Origin of the sequence: Streptomyces sp. H27-H1 (assembly GCF_026627445.1) — a bacterium.
Lineage (GTDB): Bacteria > Actinomycetota > Actinomycetes > Streptomycetales > Streptomycetaceae > Streptomyces.
This window is the reverse complement of record NZ_JAPNLJ010000025.1, coordinates 1-18486: the sequence shown is the minus strand read 5'-3', so window position 1 is coordinate 18486 and position 18486 is coordinate 1. Positions and strand designations below refer to the sequence as shown.

General features: G+C 69.8%; 17 protein-coding genes and 1 pseudogene. 6 read left to right on the top strand and 12 right to left on the bottom strand.

Annotated elements, in window-relative coordinates:
- Positions 1–15: 15 nt before the first annotated feature.
- The 8 genes from OTB20_RS25040 to OTB20_RS25005 form a co-directional block, all read right to left on the bottom strand.
- Positions 16–216 (bottom strand): hypothetical protein, encoded by a 201-nt coding sequence (locus tag OTB20_RS25040; protein ID WP_420716483.1) that lies wholly within the window; start codon positions 214–216, stop codon positions 16–18.
- 117 nt (positions 217–333) lie between these two features.
- A complete protein-coding gene (locus OTB20_RS25035) occupies positions 334–813 on the bottom strand; it encodes a RidA family protein (protein ID WP_267820831.1) in 480 nt (159 codons plus the stop codon).
- 136 nt (positions 814–949) lie between these two features.
- Positions 950–2116 (bottom strand): PLP-dependent cysteine synthase family protein, encoded by a 1167-nt coding sequence (locus tag OTB20_RS25030; protein ID WP_267820830.1) that lies wholly within the window; start codon positions 2114–2116, stop codon positions 950–952.
- Between the two features lie 18 nt (positions 2117–2134).
- Positions 2135–2464 (bottom strand): AzlD domain-containing protein, encoded by a 330-nt coding sequence (locus OTB20_RS25025; protein WP_267820828.1) that lies wholly within the window; start codon positions 2462–2464, stop codon positions 2135–2137.
- Complete coding sequence (locus tag OTB20_RS25020; protein WP_267820827.1) at positions 2461–3225, bottom strand: AzlC family ABC transporter permease; 765 nt, start codon at positions 3223–3225, stop codon at positions 2461–2463. The genes OTB20_RS25025 and OTB20_RS25020 overlap by 4 nt, the downstream gene beginning before the upstream one ends.
- A 173-nt stretch (positions 3226–3398) precedes the next feature.
- Positions 3399–4349 carry a LysR family transcriptional regulator gene (locus tag OTB20_RS25015; protein WP_267820826.1) on the bottom strand — a complete coding sequence of 317 codons (951 nt, stop codon included), beginning with the start codon at positions 4347–4349 and terminating at the stop codon, positions 3399–3401.
- A complete protein-coding gene (locus tag OTB20_RS25010; RefSeq protein ID WP_267820825.1) occupies positions 4346–5281 on the bottom strand; it encodes a zinc-binding dehydrogenase in 936 nt (311 codons plus the stop codon). Before OTB20_RS25010 ends, OTB20_RS25015 begins: the two co-directional genes overlap by 4 nt.
- 153 nt (positions 5282–5434) lie before the next feature.
- Entirely contained in the window at positions 5435–6715 is a 1281-nt protein-coding gene (locus OTB20_RS25005; protein ID WP_267820823.1) for a M6 family metalloprotease domain-containing protein, read from the bottom strand.
- Positions 6716–6983: 268 nt separating this feature from the next.
- Between OTB20_RS25005 and OTB20_RS25000 the strand changes: the two genes are divergently transcribed.
- The 3 genes from OTB20_RS25000 (at position 6984) to OTB20_RS24990 (ending at position 10333) form a co-directional block, all read left to right on the top strand.
- On the top strand, positions 6984–7754 hold the full coding sequence (locus OTB20_RS25000) for a TetR/AcrR family transcriptional regulator (RefSeq protein WP_267820822.1): 771 nt from the start codon (positions 6984–6986) through the stop codon (positions 7752–7754).
- 84 nt (positions 7755–7838) lie between these two features.
- A complete protein-coding gene (locus OTB20_RS24995; RefSeq protein WP_267820820.1) occupies positions 7839–9371 on the top strand; it encodes an MFS transporter in 1533 nt (510 codons plus the stop codon).
- Positions 9372–9571: 200 nt separating this feature from the next.
- Positions 9572–10333 (top strand): dioxygenase, encoded by a 762-nt coding sequence (locus OTB20_RS24990; RefSeq protein WP_267820861.1) that lies wholly within the window; start codon positions 9572–9574, stop codon positions 10331–10333.
- Positions 10334–10406: 73 nt separating this feature from the next.
- Here the strand turns inward: OTB20_RS24990 and OTB20_RS24985 are convergent.
- Positions 10407–10926: pseudogene (locus OTB20_RS24985) on the bottom strand (GNAT family N-acetyltransferase).
- 177 nt (positions 10927–11103) lie between these two features.
- On the opposite strand from OTB20_RS24985, the gene OTB20_RS24980 reads away from it, so the two are divergent.
- Positions 11104–12081: a sigma-70 family RNA polymerase sigma factor gene (locus OTB20_RS24980; protein WP_267759456.1), complete on the top strand. Its 978-nt coding sequence runs from the start codon at positions 11104–11106 to the stop codon at positions 12079–12081.
- 88 nt (positions 12082–12169) lie between these two features.
- On the opposite strand, the gene OTB20_RS24975 is transcribed toward OTB20_RS24980, so the two are convergent.
- From OTB20_RS24975 to OTB20_RS24965, 3 genes are all read right to left on the bottom strand, one after another.
- Positions 12170–12595, bottom strand: coding sequence for a hypothetical protein (locus OTB20_RS24975; RefSeq protein ID WP_267820818.1), 426 nt, complete (start codon positions 12593–12595; stop codon positions 12170–12172).
- A 177-nt stretch (positions 12596–12772) separates the two neighbouring features.
- The gene (locus tag OTB20_RS24970) at positions 12773–13285 is read right to left on the bottom strand and encodes a transposase family protein (protein WP_267820816.1); all 513 of its coding nucleotides are present in this window, start codon (positions 13283–13285) and stop codon (positions 12773–12775) included.
- A gap of 90 nt (positions 13286–13375) precedes the next feature.
- On the bottom strand, positions 13376–13504 hold the full coding sequence (locus OTB20_RS24965) for a hypothetical protein (RefSeq protein ID WP_267820814.1): 129 nt from the start codon (positions 13502–13504) through the stop codon (positions 13376–13378).
- Positions 13505–14211: 707 nt separating this feature from the next.
- On the opposite strand from OTB20_RS24965, the gene OTB20_RS24960 reads away from it, so the two are divergent.
- Entirely contained in the window at positions 14212–15657 is a 1446-nt protein-coding gene (locus OTB20_RS24960) for a non-reducing end alpha-L-arabinofuranosidase family hydrolase (RefSeq protein WP_267820812.1), read from the top strand.
- Between the two features lie 295 nt (positions 15658–15952).
- Positions 15953–18010 (top strand): family 43 glycosylhydrolase, encoded by a 2058-nt coding sequence (locus tag OTB20_RS24955; RefSeq protein WP_267820809.1) that lies wholly within the window; start codon positions 15953–15955, stop codon positions 18008–18010.
- Positions 18011–18486: the final 476 nt, after the last annotated feature.

The window sequence follows — 18486 nt, the reverse complement described above, 5'->3', positions numbered from 1 at the left end:
GCCCACCGGTCGCGATCACCCGGGAGCCTCCCCTTCGGCCAGCCCGGACAGCACCAGGTCCCCGGGGGACACGAACCGCCCGGGGTCGGGCAGGTCGATGGTCACCGTGCCCAGGACGGGCCGGTCGAGGTCCCGCTCGCCGCCGGGCAGGCGCAGCAGGCGGAGCTCGGAAGGTGCCTGCGCCTCTTCGGACGACAGCAGATCACGCAGCCTCATGGCCCCACCCTGCCATGTGCCACCAAGGCCCCGATCGTGACCTCTCCCCGCTGAACCGCAGGTCAGGGCCTTGCTCTGGGATGATTTCGGGCCCGCGCCGTGGTGCTTCGTCCGGAACTAGACGCCCATCGGAGCGTGCAGTTCCACAAGGATCTCCACCTCGACGGGGGCGTCCAGCGGCAGCACGCTCACGCCGACCGCGCTGCGGGCGTGGATGCCCGCGTCGCCGAAGGCGGTGCCCAGCAGTTCGCTCGCGCCGTTGATCACGCCGGGCTGCCCCGTGAAGTGCGGGTCGCTGGCCACGAATCCGACCACCTTGACCACGCGCTTGACGGCCGAAAGGTCCCCGGCGACGGAGGCGACGGCGGCCAGTGCGTTCAGCGCGCACTGCTGCGCCAGCTCCTTGGCCTGCTCCGGGGTCACCTCGGCGCCGACCTTCCCGGTGAGGGGGAGGGCGCCGTCGACCATCGGGAGCTGGCCGGAGGTGTACACGTAGTGCCCGCTCTGCACGGCGGGGACGTAGACGGCGACCGGCGAGGGGGTCGGCGGGAGCTTCAGGCCGGCGGCGGCGAGGCGCTCTTCGGGGGTGCTGGGCATGGTCGGATCTCCTTGTTGTCGCTGTCGCTGTCGCTGCTGCTGGTGCGGTCGTTGGTGCTGACGTCCCGGGCTACCGTCAGCGGTTCGGCCAGCGGTTCGGCCAGCGGTTCGGCCAGCGGTCAGGTCAATGGTTGGGTCAGCGGTTCAGTTCGCCGGTGAGCAGGAAGCGCTCCACCCGCTCCTGGTACGGAGCGATGTCGATGCCCTGCTCGGCCAGCCAGCCGTCCGAGTAGTACTTGTCGAGGTAGCGCTCGCCCGGGTCGCACAGCAGCGTCACGACGCTGCCGCGCTCACCACGGGCTTTCATCTCGGACACGAGTTTGAACGCCGCCCACACCCCCGTGCCGGTGGACGCACCGCACTTGCGGCCGAGAATCCCTTCGAGTACCCGGATGGTGGCGATGGACGCCGCGTCGGGCACCCGCATCATCCGGTCGACCGCACCGAGGATGAAGCTCGGCTCCACCCGCTGGCGGCCGATGCCTTCGATGCGCGAGCCGACGGTGGTGGTGACTGAGGGGTCCTGCCCCAGCCAGCCGCCGAAGAACGCGGAGTTCTCGGGGTCGGCCACACAGATGCCGGTGGCGCGCTGGGTGTAGTGGACGTACCGGGCGAGCGTGGCGGAGGTGCCGCCGGTGCCCGCGGCGGCCACGATCCAGGCCGGTTCGGGGTGCGGCTCCCGCTCCAGCTGGCGGAAGATCGAGTCGGCGATGTTGTTGTTGCCGCGCCAGTCTGTGGCCCGCTCGGCGTACGTGAACTGGTCCATGTAGTGCCCGCCGGTCTCGGCGGCGAGCCGCGCGGAGACCTCGTAGACCTCGCACGGGTTGTCCACGAGGTGGCAGGTGCCGCCGTGGAACTCGATCAGGTCGATCTTCGAACGGGCGGTGGTCCGCGCCATGACGGCGACGAAGGGGACTCCGATCAGCTTGGCGAAGTAGGCCTCGGAGACCGCGGTGGAGCCGGAGGAGGCCTCGATGACCGGACGGCCGGGGCGGACCCAGCCGTTGCACAGCGCGTACAGGAACAGCGAGCGGGCCAGGCGGTGCTTGAGCGAGCCGGTGGGGTGGGTGGACTCGTCCTTCAGGTACAGGTCGATGCCCCATTCCGCGGGCAGCGGCACGGTCAGCAGGTGGGTGTCGGCGGACCGGTTCCCGTCGGCCTGGACCTTGCGGACGGCCTCGCGGAGCCAGCCGCGGTACGCGGGGTCGCGGCGGTCGACGTCCAGCTCGGAGTCGGAGCCGGAGCCGGAGCCGAGGGTGAGGGCGGAGACGGACTCGGAGGAGGTGAGGGGTGCGGTGGTCATGATGCGTTCCTTCGGAGGTCAGAGCCCGGCGAGCCGGAGCAGGGCGACGCAAGCGCAGCCGACGAGGACGGTGGCGTACATGTTCTTGGTCTTCCAGGCGACGAGGACCGTCGGCAGGGCGGCCAGGAGCAGCGGATTGGTGGCGCCGAACTCCAGGGCGCGGCCGTGCGGGTTGAGGACGGCCGGGGCGATCAGCGCTGCCAGCACGGCCGGCGGGATGAACCGCATCCAGCGCAGGGTGTTCCGGGGGATGGTGACCCGGCCGGCGAGGAAGAGGGGGACCGCCCGGCAGGCGTAGGTCACGGCGGCCATTCCGGCGATGACGATCAGCAGGGTGGTGGTGCTCATGCCTCCGTCGCCTCCTTCGTCGTCTCGTTCTTCCCGGTCCTGTTCTCCAGGAACAGCCCGGCGCTCGCGGCGATCACGGTCGGTGCGATCACCGACCAGAGCGGGAGTCCGGCGGTGGTCAGTACGACGGCCAGGACGCCCGACAGTGCGGCGACGGCGAACTCCAGGCGGCGGGAGCAGAGCATCACCAGCAGGGCGAGGAACATGGCGGTCTGCGCGAAGTCCAGGCCCAGGGCCCCGCTGTCGGGGATCAGCGAGGCGGCCACGGTGCCGAGCGCGGTGGAGCCCGCCCACGACAAATGGATCAGCAGATTGAATTTTCCGCATTCACCGGCCGGGCGGGTGCGCTTCGCGAATTCGGCGGAGTGAACGGCGAATGCCTCGTCGGTGAGCTGCCAGGCGAATCCCAGCTTCTGGCGCTGCTTCCAGTCCTTGACCTCGGGGGCCATGGAAAGGGAGTAGAGGGAGTGGCGGAGATTGATGAGGAACGTGGTGAAGATGATCGAGACCGGTGACATTCCGGCCTGGAGCGGGCCGAGCGCCGCGAACTGCGAGGAGCCCGCGAAGACGACCGCCGACATCGCGATGGCGGCCCAGGCGGGCACTCCGAAGGTGGGGGCCAGGACGCCGAAGGCGAAGGAGACGGGCAGATAGCCCAGCATCACCGGGCCGGCCGCGGAGGCGGCGGCCTTCCAGTCGCGGGGGCCCGGCCGGGTTGCGGCCCCGGCGCGCCCGCCGATCGGTGTGATGGTCGTAGCCATGATGTCCCCAACTTCTCCGTCGGTTCGACTTGCTGCCCTTTCAGGCTAGGAGCCGGACGGAAAGAGGAGATGCGGCGAAGGTCCCGAGGTGTGAAGGGGTCTGGCAGGGGGGTGTCAAACTTCCCGTAATAGGTCCTAGGTCCCTAAGGAGTTCCACCCCACAAGCGATGCCGCTATTCGCCGAAAGCGATGCTTGAGGCCTTCTTCAGCAGTTCGATCACCGCTTTCACGGCCGGTACGGAGTCCAGGCCCGGCAGTGTCACCGCCGTCACCCGGCGCTCCATCGGCGGCTCGACGGCGCACACCTTCACCCCGGCGGGCACCCCGCCGAGGACGGTCAGCCGCGGCACCAGCGCCACGCCGAGCCCCTCGGCGACCAGCCCGGCCGCGGCGGGGGAGTCGTCGGTGGCGTAGTCGATGTCGGGGTGGAAGCCGGCCTGTTTGCAGGCGTCGACCAGGTGGCCCCGGCACTGCGGGCAGCCCGCTATCCAGCTCTCCCGGGCCAGCTCCGCCAGCCGTACGGGTTCGGTGCGCGCGCTGCCCGACAGCCGGTGGCCGGGCGGCAGGAGCAGGCTCAGCGGCTCCGTGAACAGGGTGTGGACGCTCAGGTCGGCGACATCGGCAACGTCGGCGACTTCGCCGGTGTCTGCCTGATCGGCGCCGCCGCGGTCGGGATGGTCGAAGGCGACGGCGACCTCGCAGTCCCCCGCGCGCAGCATCCCCACGGCCTCCGGCGGCTCCGCCTCGACCAGGGTGACCCGCAGGTCGGGGTGGGCCTTGCGGGTGAGCGCGATGGCCTTGGGGACCAGTGCGGAACAGGCGCTGGGGAAGGCCACCACCCGGACCCGGCCCGCTTTGAGTCCGGCGATGGCCTGGATCTCGGCCTGCGCGGTGTTGATGACGCCGAGGATGGTCACGGCGTGCCGGCAGAGCGCCTCCCCGGCCTCGGTCAGCTGGAGCCGGCGGGCCGAGCGGACCACGAGCGGGGTGCCGAGCGTGCGCTCCATGGCCTTGATCTGCTGGCTGACGGCGGGCTGCGTGTAGCCGAGCTGCCGGGCGGCGGCCGAGAAGGACCCGCTCCGGGCGACGGCCCGGAAGATGACCAGCTGCCGCATCTCGATCACGGGGTGCTGCCGCCGGCGAGGACGGGGAGGGAGGGGGCTGCGGGGGAGGAGGAGGCCGGCCGCGGGAAGAGGATGACCGGCTTGATCATGCCCGGCTCCTTGGCGGCGAGCCGGCCGAAGGCCTCCCCGACCCGGTGGAACGGGAACTGGTGGGTGGTGATCACCGTCGGGTTCACGAGCCCGCCCTCGATCAGGTCCAGTGCCCGCGCGAGCCGCGCCCCGCTGCTCTGCGGCGGCCGGCAGCGGGCGTAGGTGATCCGCCCGCTCGCGGAGAGTCCCGCGCGGGCCGCCGTCGCGGCGGCGGGGGCGGCCGTCGCCATGATCGCGCGGTCGGCGCCGGCGCCGCCGGTCAGCTCCAGGATCCGCTCGGTGGTGTCCTCGTAGGCCGGGTCGATGACCACATCGGCCCCGAACCGCAGAGCGAGGCGCTGGCGTTTCATCTCCGGCTCGACGGCGATGACGCGGGCCCCGCGCAGCCGGCCGGCGGCGATGGTCGCGCCGAGCCCGACCGCGCCCTGGCCGAAGACGACGACGCTCCCGCCCGGGGGCGGCCCGGACTCCTCGGCGGCGGCGAAGCCGGTGGGCAGCGCGCCCGCCGCGTAGAGGGCCTGGTGGTCGCTGATGGTGTCGGGGAGCGGGACCAGCCCGGCCCCGGCGGCCGGGGCGCGGAAGAACTCGGCGAGCCGCCCGTGGCCCTCGACGCCGACGCGCCGGCCGACGTAGGACGGGCAGACCCCGGGGCCGACGGCCTCGACGACACCGACGGCCTCGTGGCCCAGGCCGGTGGGCGCCCCGGCGGCGGTGTGCCCGTCCCAGGCGCAGATGAGCGCGGCCGTGGTGCGTACGAGGACCTCGCCCGTCCCCGGGTGGGGCACGGGCAGTTCCAGCACGGCGGGCGGCTCGCCGCTCCGGCGCAGCGCGAAGGCCTTCACGCGTCTCCCTACTTCGTCGCTACGTCGTCACACGGCTCGTCTTCAACCATGGGGGCACGCACCCGGCCGCGTGGGGGGCCGTAGGTCGGAAACCGGCGGGCCGACCGGCCGCACTTGTCGCGCTGCCGGTCCCGAATCCGACCCTTCGCGGACTCACGGCCGGGTGACCCGGACCTGGTAGCTGCCGTTGCGCAGTTCGCCCACGACCGAGACGCTGATGCCCGACTTGTCGTCGGTGAAGGTCTCGCCCGGGCGGAACGGCGCGTCCGAGAGCTCCGCGTGCACGTTGGACCGCCGGGTGCAGCCGCCGCTGGCGTGGGAACTGTCGGAGACGGTGACGGGCCCGCGGCCGGTGTCCACCTCGGAGTCCACCCTGTAGATGAGCACCCCGGGCTTGCAGACGGCCTCGTCGTTCCCGGCGTGGGTGCGCACCTCCACCGCGTATCCGGCGCTCTCCGAGACGGGGACGAAGGCCAGCTTGGTGCCGCCCGCGACGGCGAGCGGGCTCAGTACGTGGTCGCTGACCCCGGACTTCCCGGCGCAGCTGATCTGCGCACTGTCGAGCCAGCCCAGCTTCCACTTGTGCCAGCCCAGCAGGTCGTTGTTGGCGCCCCAGTCCTCGCTCATGATGTCCCAGTGCCCCACCGTGCCGCCGCCGTCGGCGGTGTAGAGGTCGGGCAGGCCGAAGACGTGCCCGTTCTCGTGGGGGAGCACCCGGTAGCCGGTCTCCCGGTAGGAGCCGGAGCCGTCGTCCTGGCGGCTGTAGACGAAGGACGTGTTGGCGAGCGGGACCCCGTCGGCCATCGGTGCCTCGCCGTTGCCGGAGAAGGTGACGGAGAGGACGGTGTCGAGTGCTGAGGGGCCGGCGTTCGGGGTGACCAGGATATTTATCAGGTCGTACCGGGAGAAATCGACCTCGGCGTCGGAGGCTTTGACGATGTGCTCGACGAGCTGGCGATAGCCGGGCTCGTACGCGGAACCCCGCTCGATCCCGTACGCCGCGAACGGCATCGGCATCCGCAGCCAGTTCTTTATCGGCGCCTCGGCCCGGTAGGTCAGCCGCCCGTATGAGCTGATGCGGAACCAGTCGGACGTCTGCGGGAAGAACTCCGCCAACCGGTCGGCCGCCGTGCCCTCGCCCTTGGCGTCGGGGAAGTCGATCATCAGGTTCAGCGCCCGGACCTCGCCGGTCGAGCGCGAGTACCCCGGAGAGGTCGGCAGTCCCTCGGACATCTGCACGCCCATCGCGCCGGCGATCCGGCAGGGCGCGAGCAGCGACTCGGCGGTGTTCGCGGCCACCGCTCCGGCCGCCGAATGGCCGCGGCTCGATATGCCCGCGCTCGCCGTCGCCGTGATGCCGAGGGCCAGCGCGGTGATGCCGATGTAGGCACTGGTGCGGCTTGGCTTGCGTATCCGGTGGCGCGTCTGCGGCATGGAGATCGGCCTTCGGGTCCGCGGCAGCCGGCCGGGTCCGGACTGCGCTCTGTGGGCTCACCCTCCGACGGCTGGGGCGGGCTCGCGCGCCGGAAGAGGCCAAACGGGATCAGGGAGCCCGGGGTGATGTGACCCGGGTCACACGGGAGAGTGAAATAACCGGGGAGGTCTTCCCCGTTTGAACCAGAGTCCCCATGAACCGGGGATCCGCTCCCCGTTTCGGGAGGATCGAGCGGACCTACGCGTCACCCGTGCCAGGGAGCCAGTCATGAAGAGCCCCGCCACCACCGATCCGGCGGCCCTGCCCGTGCCGGGCCCGGAGGCCGGCCTCGACCTCACGGCGCCGGCCGCGGCGGGCCCGGATGCCGGCGGTGTCGTGGGTACCACGGTTTCCGGCGCGGGCAGGGGCAAGAGCAAGGTCCCGCGTCCGCGCGCCGACGCCGTCCGCAACCGGGAGCGCATCCTCACCGCCGCCCGCGACGCACTCGTGGAGTTCGGCCCCGCCGCCCCCCTCGACGAGATCGCCCGCCGGGCCGGCGTGGGCAACGCCACGCTCTACCGGCACTTCCCCGACCGGCCGACCCTGATCCACCACGTCGTGCTCTTCGGCCTGGACCGGGTGACGGCGCTGGCCGTCGACTCCCTCGCCGAGGAGCCGGACGCCTTCGCCGCCCTGTGCCGGTTCACGCACGCGGCGGCCGATGAGCGGATCGGCGCCCTGTGCCCCGTACTCTCCAGCGACTTCGACCACGACCACCCCGAACTGATGGCCTCCCGCGAGGTTTTGGGGGAGGCGGTCGAGGCCCTGCTCGCCGCCGGCCACAGCTCCGGGCTGCTGCGCCCGGACATCGGTGTCGGCGACCTGCTGATCGCGCTGTCGCAGCTCAGCCGCCCCCTTCCGGGCAGTCCCTGCTTCGACGCGAACGTCTTCGTCCACCGTCATCTCCAGCTGTTCCTGGACGGTTTGAGGGCCCCGGCCCGCTCCGAACTGCCGGGCTCGGCGGCCACGCTGGCGGACCTGAGGCGGAAGGCCATGTGACGTTCCCGGGCGCGCCCATGAGCGTCGTAAGCCCGTCCTGATTTTCCTTTTTCAGTCATCTCGCACCATGAAGTGGGTACCCCCATGTCAAAAACAGCCGCGAATCCGCCGCTGGCTGCCGGCGCCGACCCCAGTCGCTGGAAGGCCCTGGTCTTCATAGCGCTGGCGCAGCTGATGGTCGTCCTCGACGCCACCATCGTGAACATCGCCCTGCCGTCCGCGCAGACCGACCTCGGCATCTCGGACGGCAACCGCCAGTGGGTCATCACCGCGTACGCGCTGGCCTTCGGCGGACTGCTCCTCCTCGGCGGCCGCATCGCCGACAAGTGGGGCCGTAAGAACGCCTTCATCGTCGGCCTCACCGGCTTCGCCCTGGCCTCCGCGCTGGGCGGCGCCGCACAGGGCGAGGCCATGATGCTGGGCGCCCGCGCCCTCCAGGGCGCCTTCGGCGCACTGCTCGCGCCCGCCGCACTCTCGCTGCTGGCCGTCATGTTCACCGACGCCAAGGAGCGCGCCAAGGCCTTCGGCATCTACGGTGCGATCGCCGGTGGCGGTGGCGCCGTGGGCCTGATCCTCGGCGGCTTCCTCACCGAGTACCTGAACTGGCGCTGGACGTTCTTCGTCAACATCCCGTTCGCGATCGTCGCCGCCGTCGGCGCCTGGATGATCATCCGCGAGCCGGCCGGCGGCCGTAACCGCGCCGCGCTCGACATGCCCGGTGTGCTGCTGTCCACGACCGGTCTGGTCGCCCTCGTCTACGGATTCACCCGCGCCGAGTCGGCCGGCTGGTCGGACGGCCTGACCGTCGGCATGTTCATCGCCTCCGCGGTACTGCTCACCGCGTTCGTCTTCGTCGAGTCCCGTACGGCCCACCCGCTGCTTCCGCTGCGCGTCCTGCTGGAGCGCAACCGCGGCGGCGTCTACCTCTCGCTGGGCCTCGCCGTCATCGCGATGTTCGGCCTGTTCCTCTTCCTCACCTACTACCTGCAGGTCGTGAAGGGCTTCTCGCCCGTCCAGACCGGCTTCGCCTTCCTCCCGATGATCGTCGGCATGATCGCCGGCTCCACGCAGATCGGCGCCCGTCTCATGACGCGGGTCCCGCCGCGCCTGCTGATGGGCCCCGGCTTCATGGTCGCCGCCAGCGGCATGCTGCTGCTGACGCAGCTGGAGGTCGGCTCCTCGTACCCGGCGCTGATCATGCCGGCGCAGCTGCTGCTGGGCCTCGGCATGGGTACGGCCTTCATGCCCGCCATGTCCCTGGCCACGTACGGGGTGAACCCGGCCGACGCCGGTGTCGCCTCCGCGATGGTCAACACCTCGCAGCAGGTGGGCGGCGCGATCGGCACCGCCCTGCTGAACACGATCGCCGCCTCCGCGACGACCGCCTACCTGACCGACCACGCGGCCGAGGCCGCGGCGGGCGGCCCGGCGGCGAAGCTGATCCAGGCCCAGGCCATGGTGGAGGGCTACTCCTCCGCGATCTGGTGGGCGGTCGGCATCCTGGTCGCCAGCTCGCTCATCGCCCTGACCCTCATCACCACGGGCCGGCCCGGCGCGGGCGACCCGGTCGCCGAGGGCGCGGACGCCGAGGTGAAGATCCCGGTGATCGCCCACTGACCCGGGAGGGCCCCGGTTCCGGGGTGCGGGAATGACTGATGACCCCGCATCGTTCAAATTTGAACGATGCGGGGTCAGTCTTTTGTCCGGCGGCCCGCGCTGACGATTCGACGACGTGACGATTCGACGACGTGACGATTCGGCCGTGACGATTCCTGGAGCCCCTGATGACGACCTCTGAAGCCGCGCCCCCCACCCGGATGCCGGCGCTGTACCTGAGCCACGGAGCCCCGCCCCTCGCCGACGACCCCGTCTGGCCCGGCGAACTGGCCGCCTGGTCCGCCGGCCTGCCCCGCCCCCGGGCGATCCTGATGGTCTCCGCCCACTGGGAAGAGGCCCCGCTCGCCCTCGGCGCCACCGAGCGGGTCCCGCTCGTCTACGACTTCTGGGGCTTCCCCGAGCACTACTACCAGGTCCGCTACGGGGCACCCGGTGCCCCCGAACTGGCCGCGGCGGTACGAAAGCTCCTGAAGGCCCCCGGCACCCCCGTCCAGGACATCCCCGACCGGGGCCTGGACCACGGCGCCTACGTCCCCCTGGTGGAGATGCTCCCGGCGGCCGACATCCCGGTGCTCCAGATATCCATGCCCACGCTCGACCCGCGCCGCCTCATGGAGATCGGCCGCAAACTGGCCCCGCTGCGCGACGAGGGCGTCCTCATCGTGGGCAGCGGCTTCTTCACCCACAACCTGGCCGCCCTGCGCCACACCGGCCCCGGGGTCCCCGCCTGGTCGGCGGAGTTCGACGCCTGGGGCCACGAGGCGCTGGCCGCCTCCGACGTCGACGCCCTGCTCGACTTCGAAGCGAAGTCCCCGGCGGGCCGCCTGGCCCACCCGCGCACGGAGCACTTCGCGCCCCTGTTCGTCACCCTGGGCGCCGCGGAATCCGACCTCTCGACGGCGTCCACCCCGGTCTCGGGCTTCTGGATGGGCCTCTCGAAGCGCTCCCTGCAGTTCGGCTAGCCGAGACGGATCCGGCCCCGGGCCCGGTGGCTCCCGGCGGCCGAGGCCCTGGCCGGACTCCCGCCCACGGCACTCAGTCCGCCAGTGACTTCTCGTACCAGCGGACGTCCCAGTACCGGTCGAACTTGCGGCCCGCCGCGGAGGACTCGCCCACGCGCCGGAATCCGAAGGGCTCGTGCAGCCGCACCGAGGCCTCGTTCGGGAGGGCGATGCCGGCGAAGGCCCGGTGGACGGGCTCATCGGCCAGGGCGGCGAAGAGGGCCCCGTACAGCCGGCCGCCGATTCCCCGGCCCACCGCGCGCGGGGCGAGGTAGACGCTGGGCCTCCACCGAGGTGCCGTAGGCCGCTTTGGGGCGTAATGCACTGCTTGTGGCGTATCCGGCGATTCGATCGCCAGTCCAGGCAACCAGAAGCCGGTGCGGGCCGTCTTCAGGGTGGGAGTGCAGCCAGGGGCGGCGCTGTTCCGGGGTGAAGGCGGCCGTGTCGAATGTGACGGCGGTCTCACGGACGTAGTGGTTGTAGAGGTCCGTGAGGGCCTCCAGGTCAGCCTCCACTCCGGGCCTGACCTGCACCTCTTCGAGCTCTGACGGCATCGCGGATCCTCTCGGATCGGGGGATGGCGAGGCAGGATACTGCAAGATCTCGAAAAAGAGGGGGCAACGTGGGAATTCTGTCCCGATTCCAGTCGTTGTTTCCTTCGGAAGCGGGCACTCGGAAGAGTGTCCAGGCAGCCGCACCGCCGCGACCGAACTCATCGCAAAGGAGCACGCATGGCAACCCGCGCCGTCGCCCGTCGTCAGTCCACGAGCAGCGCTCGCGCTGTGGGCGGGGAGATCGCAGACCGTGACCTGGTCGGCATGTACCTGGACGAGATCGCGCGTACCCCGTTGCTCGACGCCGCCAAGGAAGTGGAGCTCTCGCAGATCATCGAGGCGGGCGTGTACGCCCAGCAGATCCTCGACGGTGCGATAGAGCGCAAGGGCAAGAAGCCCTCCCAGGAGGAGCTCGAAGCCCTGGCTGCCGAAGGCGAGCGCGCCAAGGAAGTCTTCATCCGCTCCAACCTCCGCCTGGTCGTCGCCGTGGCCCGCCGCTACCCGCGCAGCGGGCTGCCGCTCCTCGACCTCATCCAGGAGGGCAACGCCGGCCTGGTCCGCGCGGTCGAGAAGTTCGACTACGCCAAGGGCTTCAAGTTCTCCACGTACGCCACGTGGTGGATCCGCCAGGCGATCACCCGCTCCATCGCCGACCAGTCCCGCACCATCCGCCTGCCCGTCCACCTGGTGGAGGAGCTCGGCCGGATCCGACGGGTCCAGCGCGAGTTCAACCGCGAGAACGGCCGGGACCCGGAGCACGCGGAGATCGCCGCCGAGCTCGACTCGACGGAGAAGCGCGTCGGCGACGTCCTGGACTGGGCGCGCGACCCGGTCAGCCTCAACATGGGCGTGGACGAGGACGGCGACACGCAATTCGGCGACCTGCTGGAAGACACCTCGGCGATCTCCCCCGAGCAGTCCGTCCTCTCCCTGCTGCGCAGCGAGGAGCTGGAAGACCTCCTGGGCAAGCTGGACCAGCGCACGGCGTCGATCATCAAGATGCGCTACGGCATCGAGGACGGCCGCGAGCGGACGCTGACGGAGGTCGGCAAGCAGCACGGCCTGACCCGGGAGCGGATCCGCCAGATCGAGAAGCACGCGCTCCTCGAACTGAAGAAAATGGCCCGCGACACCGGCTTCGACGCAGTCGCGTAACCCCCCAGAACGAGCCCCCGGCGCCTATCCCCCCCAGGCGCCGGGGGCTCCCCTTTTCCGGCTCTGTCGCTGATCTTGTGATCGGGGGTCAGGAACTCCAGGGGCTGGATAGTCCGGCGATGACGGCGTTCTGGTCCCGTCGCAGGCCGTTGACCAGGGAGTGCAACGCGGGCAGGGGGTCCTGTTCGACGCGCTCCATCCACTGGGGCAGTCGGTAGCCGGTCAAGTCGCGCATCATCTCGGCGAAATAGCGGACGTGGTCGGTGACCGCGTCGAGTTCGGGGCAGCCGGCGCGGATCTCTTTGAGGGCCAGGGCGTCCTCGTCGGTGAGGTCGCTCTGGATGTCCCCGGTGAAGCCGAGGACGGTGATCTCGCGGTGCAGCTGGGCGGTGTCGTGGCAGCCCTCGTTCCATTGTTGGTGCAGGTGGGGCCGGTACGCGTCCAGCATTGTGGTGCGGTTGACCGCTTTGATCAGGAGCTCGTCGATGCAGGTCGCGCGGGCGAAGCGGCGCACGGTGGACGGTCCAGCTGCAGTCGCCGACAGATCGACTCCAGCGAGGCGCCATCCCGCAGCGGTTCCTGGACCAGGGCGAACCGTTCCCGGGTCCGGGTCACCAGGCGGCGCTCGCGCCCATAGACGTCCAGGGTCCCGATTGGGGCCACGGCCGGCGCCCCGACGCTGTCGGGCACATCAATGGGGCCGGCGACCGGTGGCTTCTCGAACGTGGCCCGCACGCATGCGTAGTGGGTGCCGACCGTCTTCTCGACCGCCTCCCCGAGGTTCTTCCACCTGGCCGATCGGTTCCTCGGGGAAGGCCCTGAGCAGGCGTAACAGAGTGTCCTTCGCCGCCGGGGCTCCGAGAGCGACGGCGAGTCGGCTGCCCGCTCGTCCGGCCGGCGCCAGGGCGATCGACGTCAGCGTCTGGCGCATCAGCGGGGTGTAGCGGGCATACGGGCTCGTCAGCCCGGCGACCTGTTCGGCGAAGGTCACCGTGAGGCAGGTGTCGTTGAGACAGCGGAACCGGCGTACCAGCAGCTCGATGACCACCCGGGTGCCGCTGGCTGCGGCATCGGACAAGCGCCGCAGATACCGACCATGCACCTGCGCTGATCTGAACTGACAGCGCGAGCACCGCGCATCGATCGCACGGACACGAGCATGAATCGTGATCTCGTCGGTCGATCGCTCGACCAACTCCGCCACAACACCGGACAGATGAGGAACAAGCGCCTCGAAGCCTTGCGAAGTGCACCAGGGGCACGATGGCAGGCACCACCGACAGCAGTCCCCCGATCACAAGACCAGCGACAGAGCCCCAATTTCCTCCCGCTCGGCCTGGACCTCCGGCAACTGCTTGGCCAACTCCTCGGCGAGCGCGTCCAGTTCACTCCGGCGAGCCGTGATCCGCTCCAGCTCCCGCATTCCCAGGCCCTCCCACGCTCTCCCGGCGTTCCGGCCCGGTGACGGATCGTAAAAGCGGCAAGGCGGTCCGCGCAGCAGAACCCAAGAACAGCTCCGACCGACAAGTCAGACGATCTTCACCGTGGACACTGGCCGACGACCAGCGCGAGTAGCCTTCCCGCCCCGCACACCAGACCCGCGACCAGCAACTTCACGATGCACACCGCTCACTGGGCCCAGCCCGGCCGGCCCGGGGGAGCGCCGTACCGCGCTGCCCGGGTCAGGCGTTCGCGGCACGCAATGGGGCCAGCACAATGACCTCGACCATCAAGATCACCGACAGAGTCGAGCTAACCGCCGCCCGCGCCGAAGAGTGTGAGCGCTCACGTCAGTCGCGTCAACACCTCTGCCAGGACGAGATTCTGATGACGCCCCAGTAACGGACAGGTTGCGGCACGGTACTTGACGGCCTCTCATGCCCCATGGTTTTCTCCCTGCAACACGCCGGATGTTCGACTTTCAAGTTGTTAGCGTTAACAGCATGCCGAGGGTCCGGTCTCCCCCCAACCCCGCAGAGGTCACGTCTTGCCGCCGCCTCGGACGTGTCGTGCCCGGTCCGCACGCACCGAGAAGGACCGACCGCTGCTTAAGTCGCCCCTAGGAGGGTGCGGATGAACGCTCTCGGTACAGCTCCACGAACCTCGACACGGCGAGGATGGCGGCCGCGGATGGCCGCCCTGCTCTCGATGGTCTTCATGGCCGGCTTCCTGGCCATGGTGAACCCGTCATCCGCCTCGGCCGCCTCGGTCGACACCGCCAAGTGGTACGTGCTGGTCAACCGCAACAGCGGCAAGGCCCTCGACGACTACAACTTCGCCACCGCCGACGGTTCGCCCGTCGTTCAGTGGACCCGCTCCAGCAACGAAGCCCAGCAGTGGCGCTTCCTGGACTCCGGCAGCGGCTACTACCGCCTGCAGAACCGGAACTCCGGCAAAGTGCTCGACGACTACAACTGGTCCTCGGCCGACGGCACCGACGTCGTTCAGTGGAGCGACCTCAACGCGACCAACCAGCAGTTCCGCCTCGCCGATTCCGCCGGAGGCTACGTCCGCCTCCTGAACCGCCACAGCAGCAAGGCCCTCGAGGTCCAGAGCTCCTCCACCGCCGACGGCGGCAAGATCGTCCAGTACGCCGACTGGGGCGGCAGCAACCAGCAGTGGCAGCTTGTCCCCGTCGCCGACGTCAGCACCGGCACGTGCGCTCTTCCGTCGACCTACCGCTGGACATCGACCGGCCCGCTGGCGGAGCCGGCGAACGGGCAGGTCGCACTGAAGGACTTCAGCACCACCACGTACAACGGCAAACACCTGGTCTACGGGACCACCTCGAACGGAACGTCGTGGGGCTCGACGGCGTTCAGTCCCTTCACGAACTGGTCGGACATGGCGACGGCCACCCAGACCGGGATGAACGACCCCGCGGTGGCGCCCGAAGTGTTCTACTTCGCGCCCAAGAACGTCTGGGTGATGGTGTCCCAGTGGAGTCAGTGGCCGCTCTACTACCGCACGTCCAGCGACCCCACCAACCCCAACGGCTGGTCCGCCTCGCAGCCGCTGTTCACCGGCAGCCTCCCCGTAGGCCCCCAGGGCCAGAAGGACGCCCCGATCGACCCGACCATGATCGCCGACGACCAGAACATGTACCTGTTCTTCGCCGCTGACAACGGCAAGATCTACCGGGCGAGCATGCCGCTCGGGAACTTCCCCAGCAGCTTCGGCTCCTCGTACACGACGGTCATGAGCGACACAACGGACCTTCTGTTCGAGGCGCCGGAGGTCTACAAGGTCAAGGGCCAGAACCAGTACCTCATGATCGTCGAGGCGCAGGGTACGAACCGCTACTTCCGCTCGTTCACCGCCTCCAGCCTGAACGGTCCGTGGACCGTCCAGGCGGGCAGCGAGAGCAGCCCCTTCGCGGGCCAGGCCAACAGTGGTTCCACCTGGGCCCAGGGCGTCAGCCACGGTGACCTGGTCCGCAACAACCCCGACCAGACCAAGACCATCGATCCCTGCAACCTGCAGTTCCTCTACCAGGGCCTCCCAAAAAACATACCGGCGGGCACCAACTACCTGAGCCTGCCGTACCGGCCGGGACTGCTCACCCTGCAGCGCTGACCCGCCTGACCGCGGTGATCGCGATGTGATGCGGTCCGCCGACGCGCAGACGAGCTGTCTACGGCGTGGGCAACTCCACCTGCTGACCGATACCCACCGCACCGAGGAACCCCAGCCGCGCATCGGCTGGGGTTCCTCATCCTGTGTGCAAGTGGTTCCGGGGCCCCCGGCTGGGAGCCTGGACTGTCTGCCGTGACGGACATCTCTTGTGCTCCTCGCCCGCGCGGCCTGTCGGCACCGCGACGCCCGCGCCGGCGCGGACCGCGCCGACCCTCGACTAACGAAAGGAACCACCATGTCCTGGCTCGAATTCCCCATGAGCCGCAGGCGGATGCTCATCCGCGGAGCCGGCGTGCTCGCCGGGGCCGCCGCCGCTACCGGCCTCGACCCGTTCACCCAAGCCGAAGCCCAGGAGTCGACTTACGCGAACCCCGTCATCTGGCAGGACTTCGCCGACGTCGAGGTCATCCGCGTCGGCGCGGACTTCTACATGACCGCGTCCACGATGCACTACTCGCCCGGAGCCCCGGTCCTGCATTCCCGGGACCTCGTCAACTGGGAGTTCATCGGCCACTCCGTGCCGAGGCTCGACTTCAGCGACTGGTATGACCTGAACGGCGGCCACCGCTACGTGGGCGGCATCTGGGCCTCCTCGATCACCCACCGCGCCAGCGAGAACCGCTTCTACTGGCTCGGGCAGATCGACTTTTACCGCTCGTTCATGTACACCGCCACCGACGCCGCCGGACCCTGGACCCGCCACGCCGAGTTCCCCCGCTCCTACTACGACGCAGGCATGCTCGTCGACACCGACGACACCATCTACGTCGCCTACGGCGCCACCAAGATCTCCGTCGCGCAGCTCTCGGCCGACGGCAAGACCGAAGTCCGCAACCAGCAGGTCTTCTCCACTCCGTCGGACATCGGCGTCCTGGAGGGCTCCCGGTTCTACAAGATCAACGGCAACTACTACATCTTCGCCACCCGGCCCCCCAACGGCCAGTACATTCTCAAGTCCTCGTCGCCTTGGGGACCGTACGAAGTCCGGGAGGTGCTGCTCGACATGCCCGGCCCGATTGCCGGCGGCGGCGTCCCGCACCAGGGCGGCCTCGTCTCGACCCCGAACGGCGCCTGGTACTACATGGGGTTCGTCGACGCCTACCCCGGCGGGCGAATGCCCGCGCTCGCGCCGATCACCTGGACCTCCGACGGCTGGCCGGAGGTCACCACCGTCAACGGCGCCTGGGGCCAGACCTACCCGTTCCCGAGCCTCACCCCGCACCTGGTTCCGCCGCTCACCGGCGCCGACACGTTCACCACCGCGACCCTGGCCGCCAAGTGGGAATGGAACCACAACCCCGACAACACCAAGTGGTCCACCGGGAACGGCCTCAAGCTCCAGACCGCCACGGTCACGAACGACCTGTACGCGGCCCGCAACACCCTCACCCACCGCATCCAGGGCCCTTCCTCCACCGCCACGGTCGAACTCGACCCGTCTGCGATGGCGAACGGCGACCGGGCCGGACTCGCGATGCTCCGCAACGCCTCCGCCTGGATCGGCCTGCGCCGCGACAACGGCGTCACCCGCCTGTCCATGACCGACGGCCTCACCATGGACTCGAGCTTTAACACCAGCGGCACCGGCACCGAACGCGCGAGTGCCGAACTGTCCGCCACGGTCGACCCCACTGCCTGGTACGTGCTGCTGAACCGCAACAGTGGCAAGGCCCTGGACGTCAGCGGCGTGTCCACCGCCGACGGAGCCCGACTCCACCAGTGGACCCGCACGAACGCCAACAACCAGCAGTTCCAGTTCGTGGACGCCGGCGGCGGCTACTACAAGCTGCGCGTGCGGCACTCCGGCAAGGTCGTCGACGTCCTCGGCGGGGCCACCGCCGACGGCGCTTCCGTGGTGCAGTGGACCGACGTCGGAGGCAGCAACCAGCAGTTCCGTCTCGACTCCACTGACGGGTATGTTCGCCTGGTCAATCGGAACAGCAACAAGGTTCTCGAGGTGGCAGGCCTGTCGACCGCCGACGGCGCCGCCGTGCAGCAATGGGGCAGCTGGAACGGCAGCAACCAGCAGTGGCAGCTCGTCCGGGTCGACGGCGGGATCGGCGGCAGCCGAGTCTGGCTGCGCGTCACCGCCGATATTCGACCTGACTCCGGACGCCAGGCGACCTTCTCCTACAGCACCGACGGCACGACCTTCACGCCGCTCGGACCCGCGTTCACGCTCGACAATCGCCCGAATTTCTTCATGGGCTACCGGTTTGCGATCTTCAACTACGCCACTGCCGCCCTCGGCGGGGCCGTCGCCGTCAATCGGTTCTCCCTCACCACACCCTGATCGATTCTCGACTTCAGCAGTAAGGAGCCGGAACGCTCAACGAAGGCGGCAGCACCTGCCGATACGACTGACGCGATGAGAGGTGTGCATCGCTGGTCGCTGGTCGCGGGTCTGGCGTGCGGGGCGGGAAGGCTCCTCGCGCTGGTCGTCGGCCAGTGTCCACGGTGAAGATCGTCGGGCCTTGACCCCGGTTTTTGAACACGTCTATGCGGCTCGGGTCGCGGTGTCTGGTGCGGTGCATCGCAAGGCGGAGGACCACGACCCGTACTGGACGTACCGGCGTGGTCCGACAACGCCGCGAGGTGCCGTGCCGGGCGCCGCGACACGGTGAACCTTTCCGGTCACAGCACTAGGTCCTGTCTGGAGATCGGATTATGAATGTGGTGCGATGCTGCGGAGCCAGAGCATCGCACCGCACAGATGCAGGCCGGCCTCGTAGCTTTCTGGCGTCTTGTCAAAGCGGAACGCGATGCCGC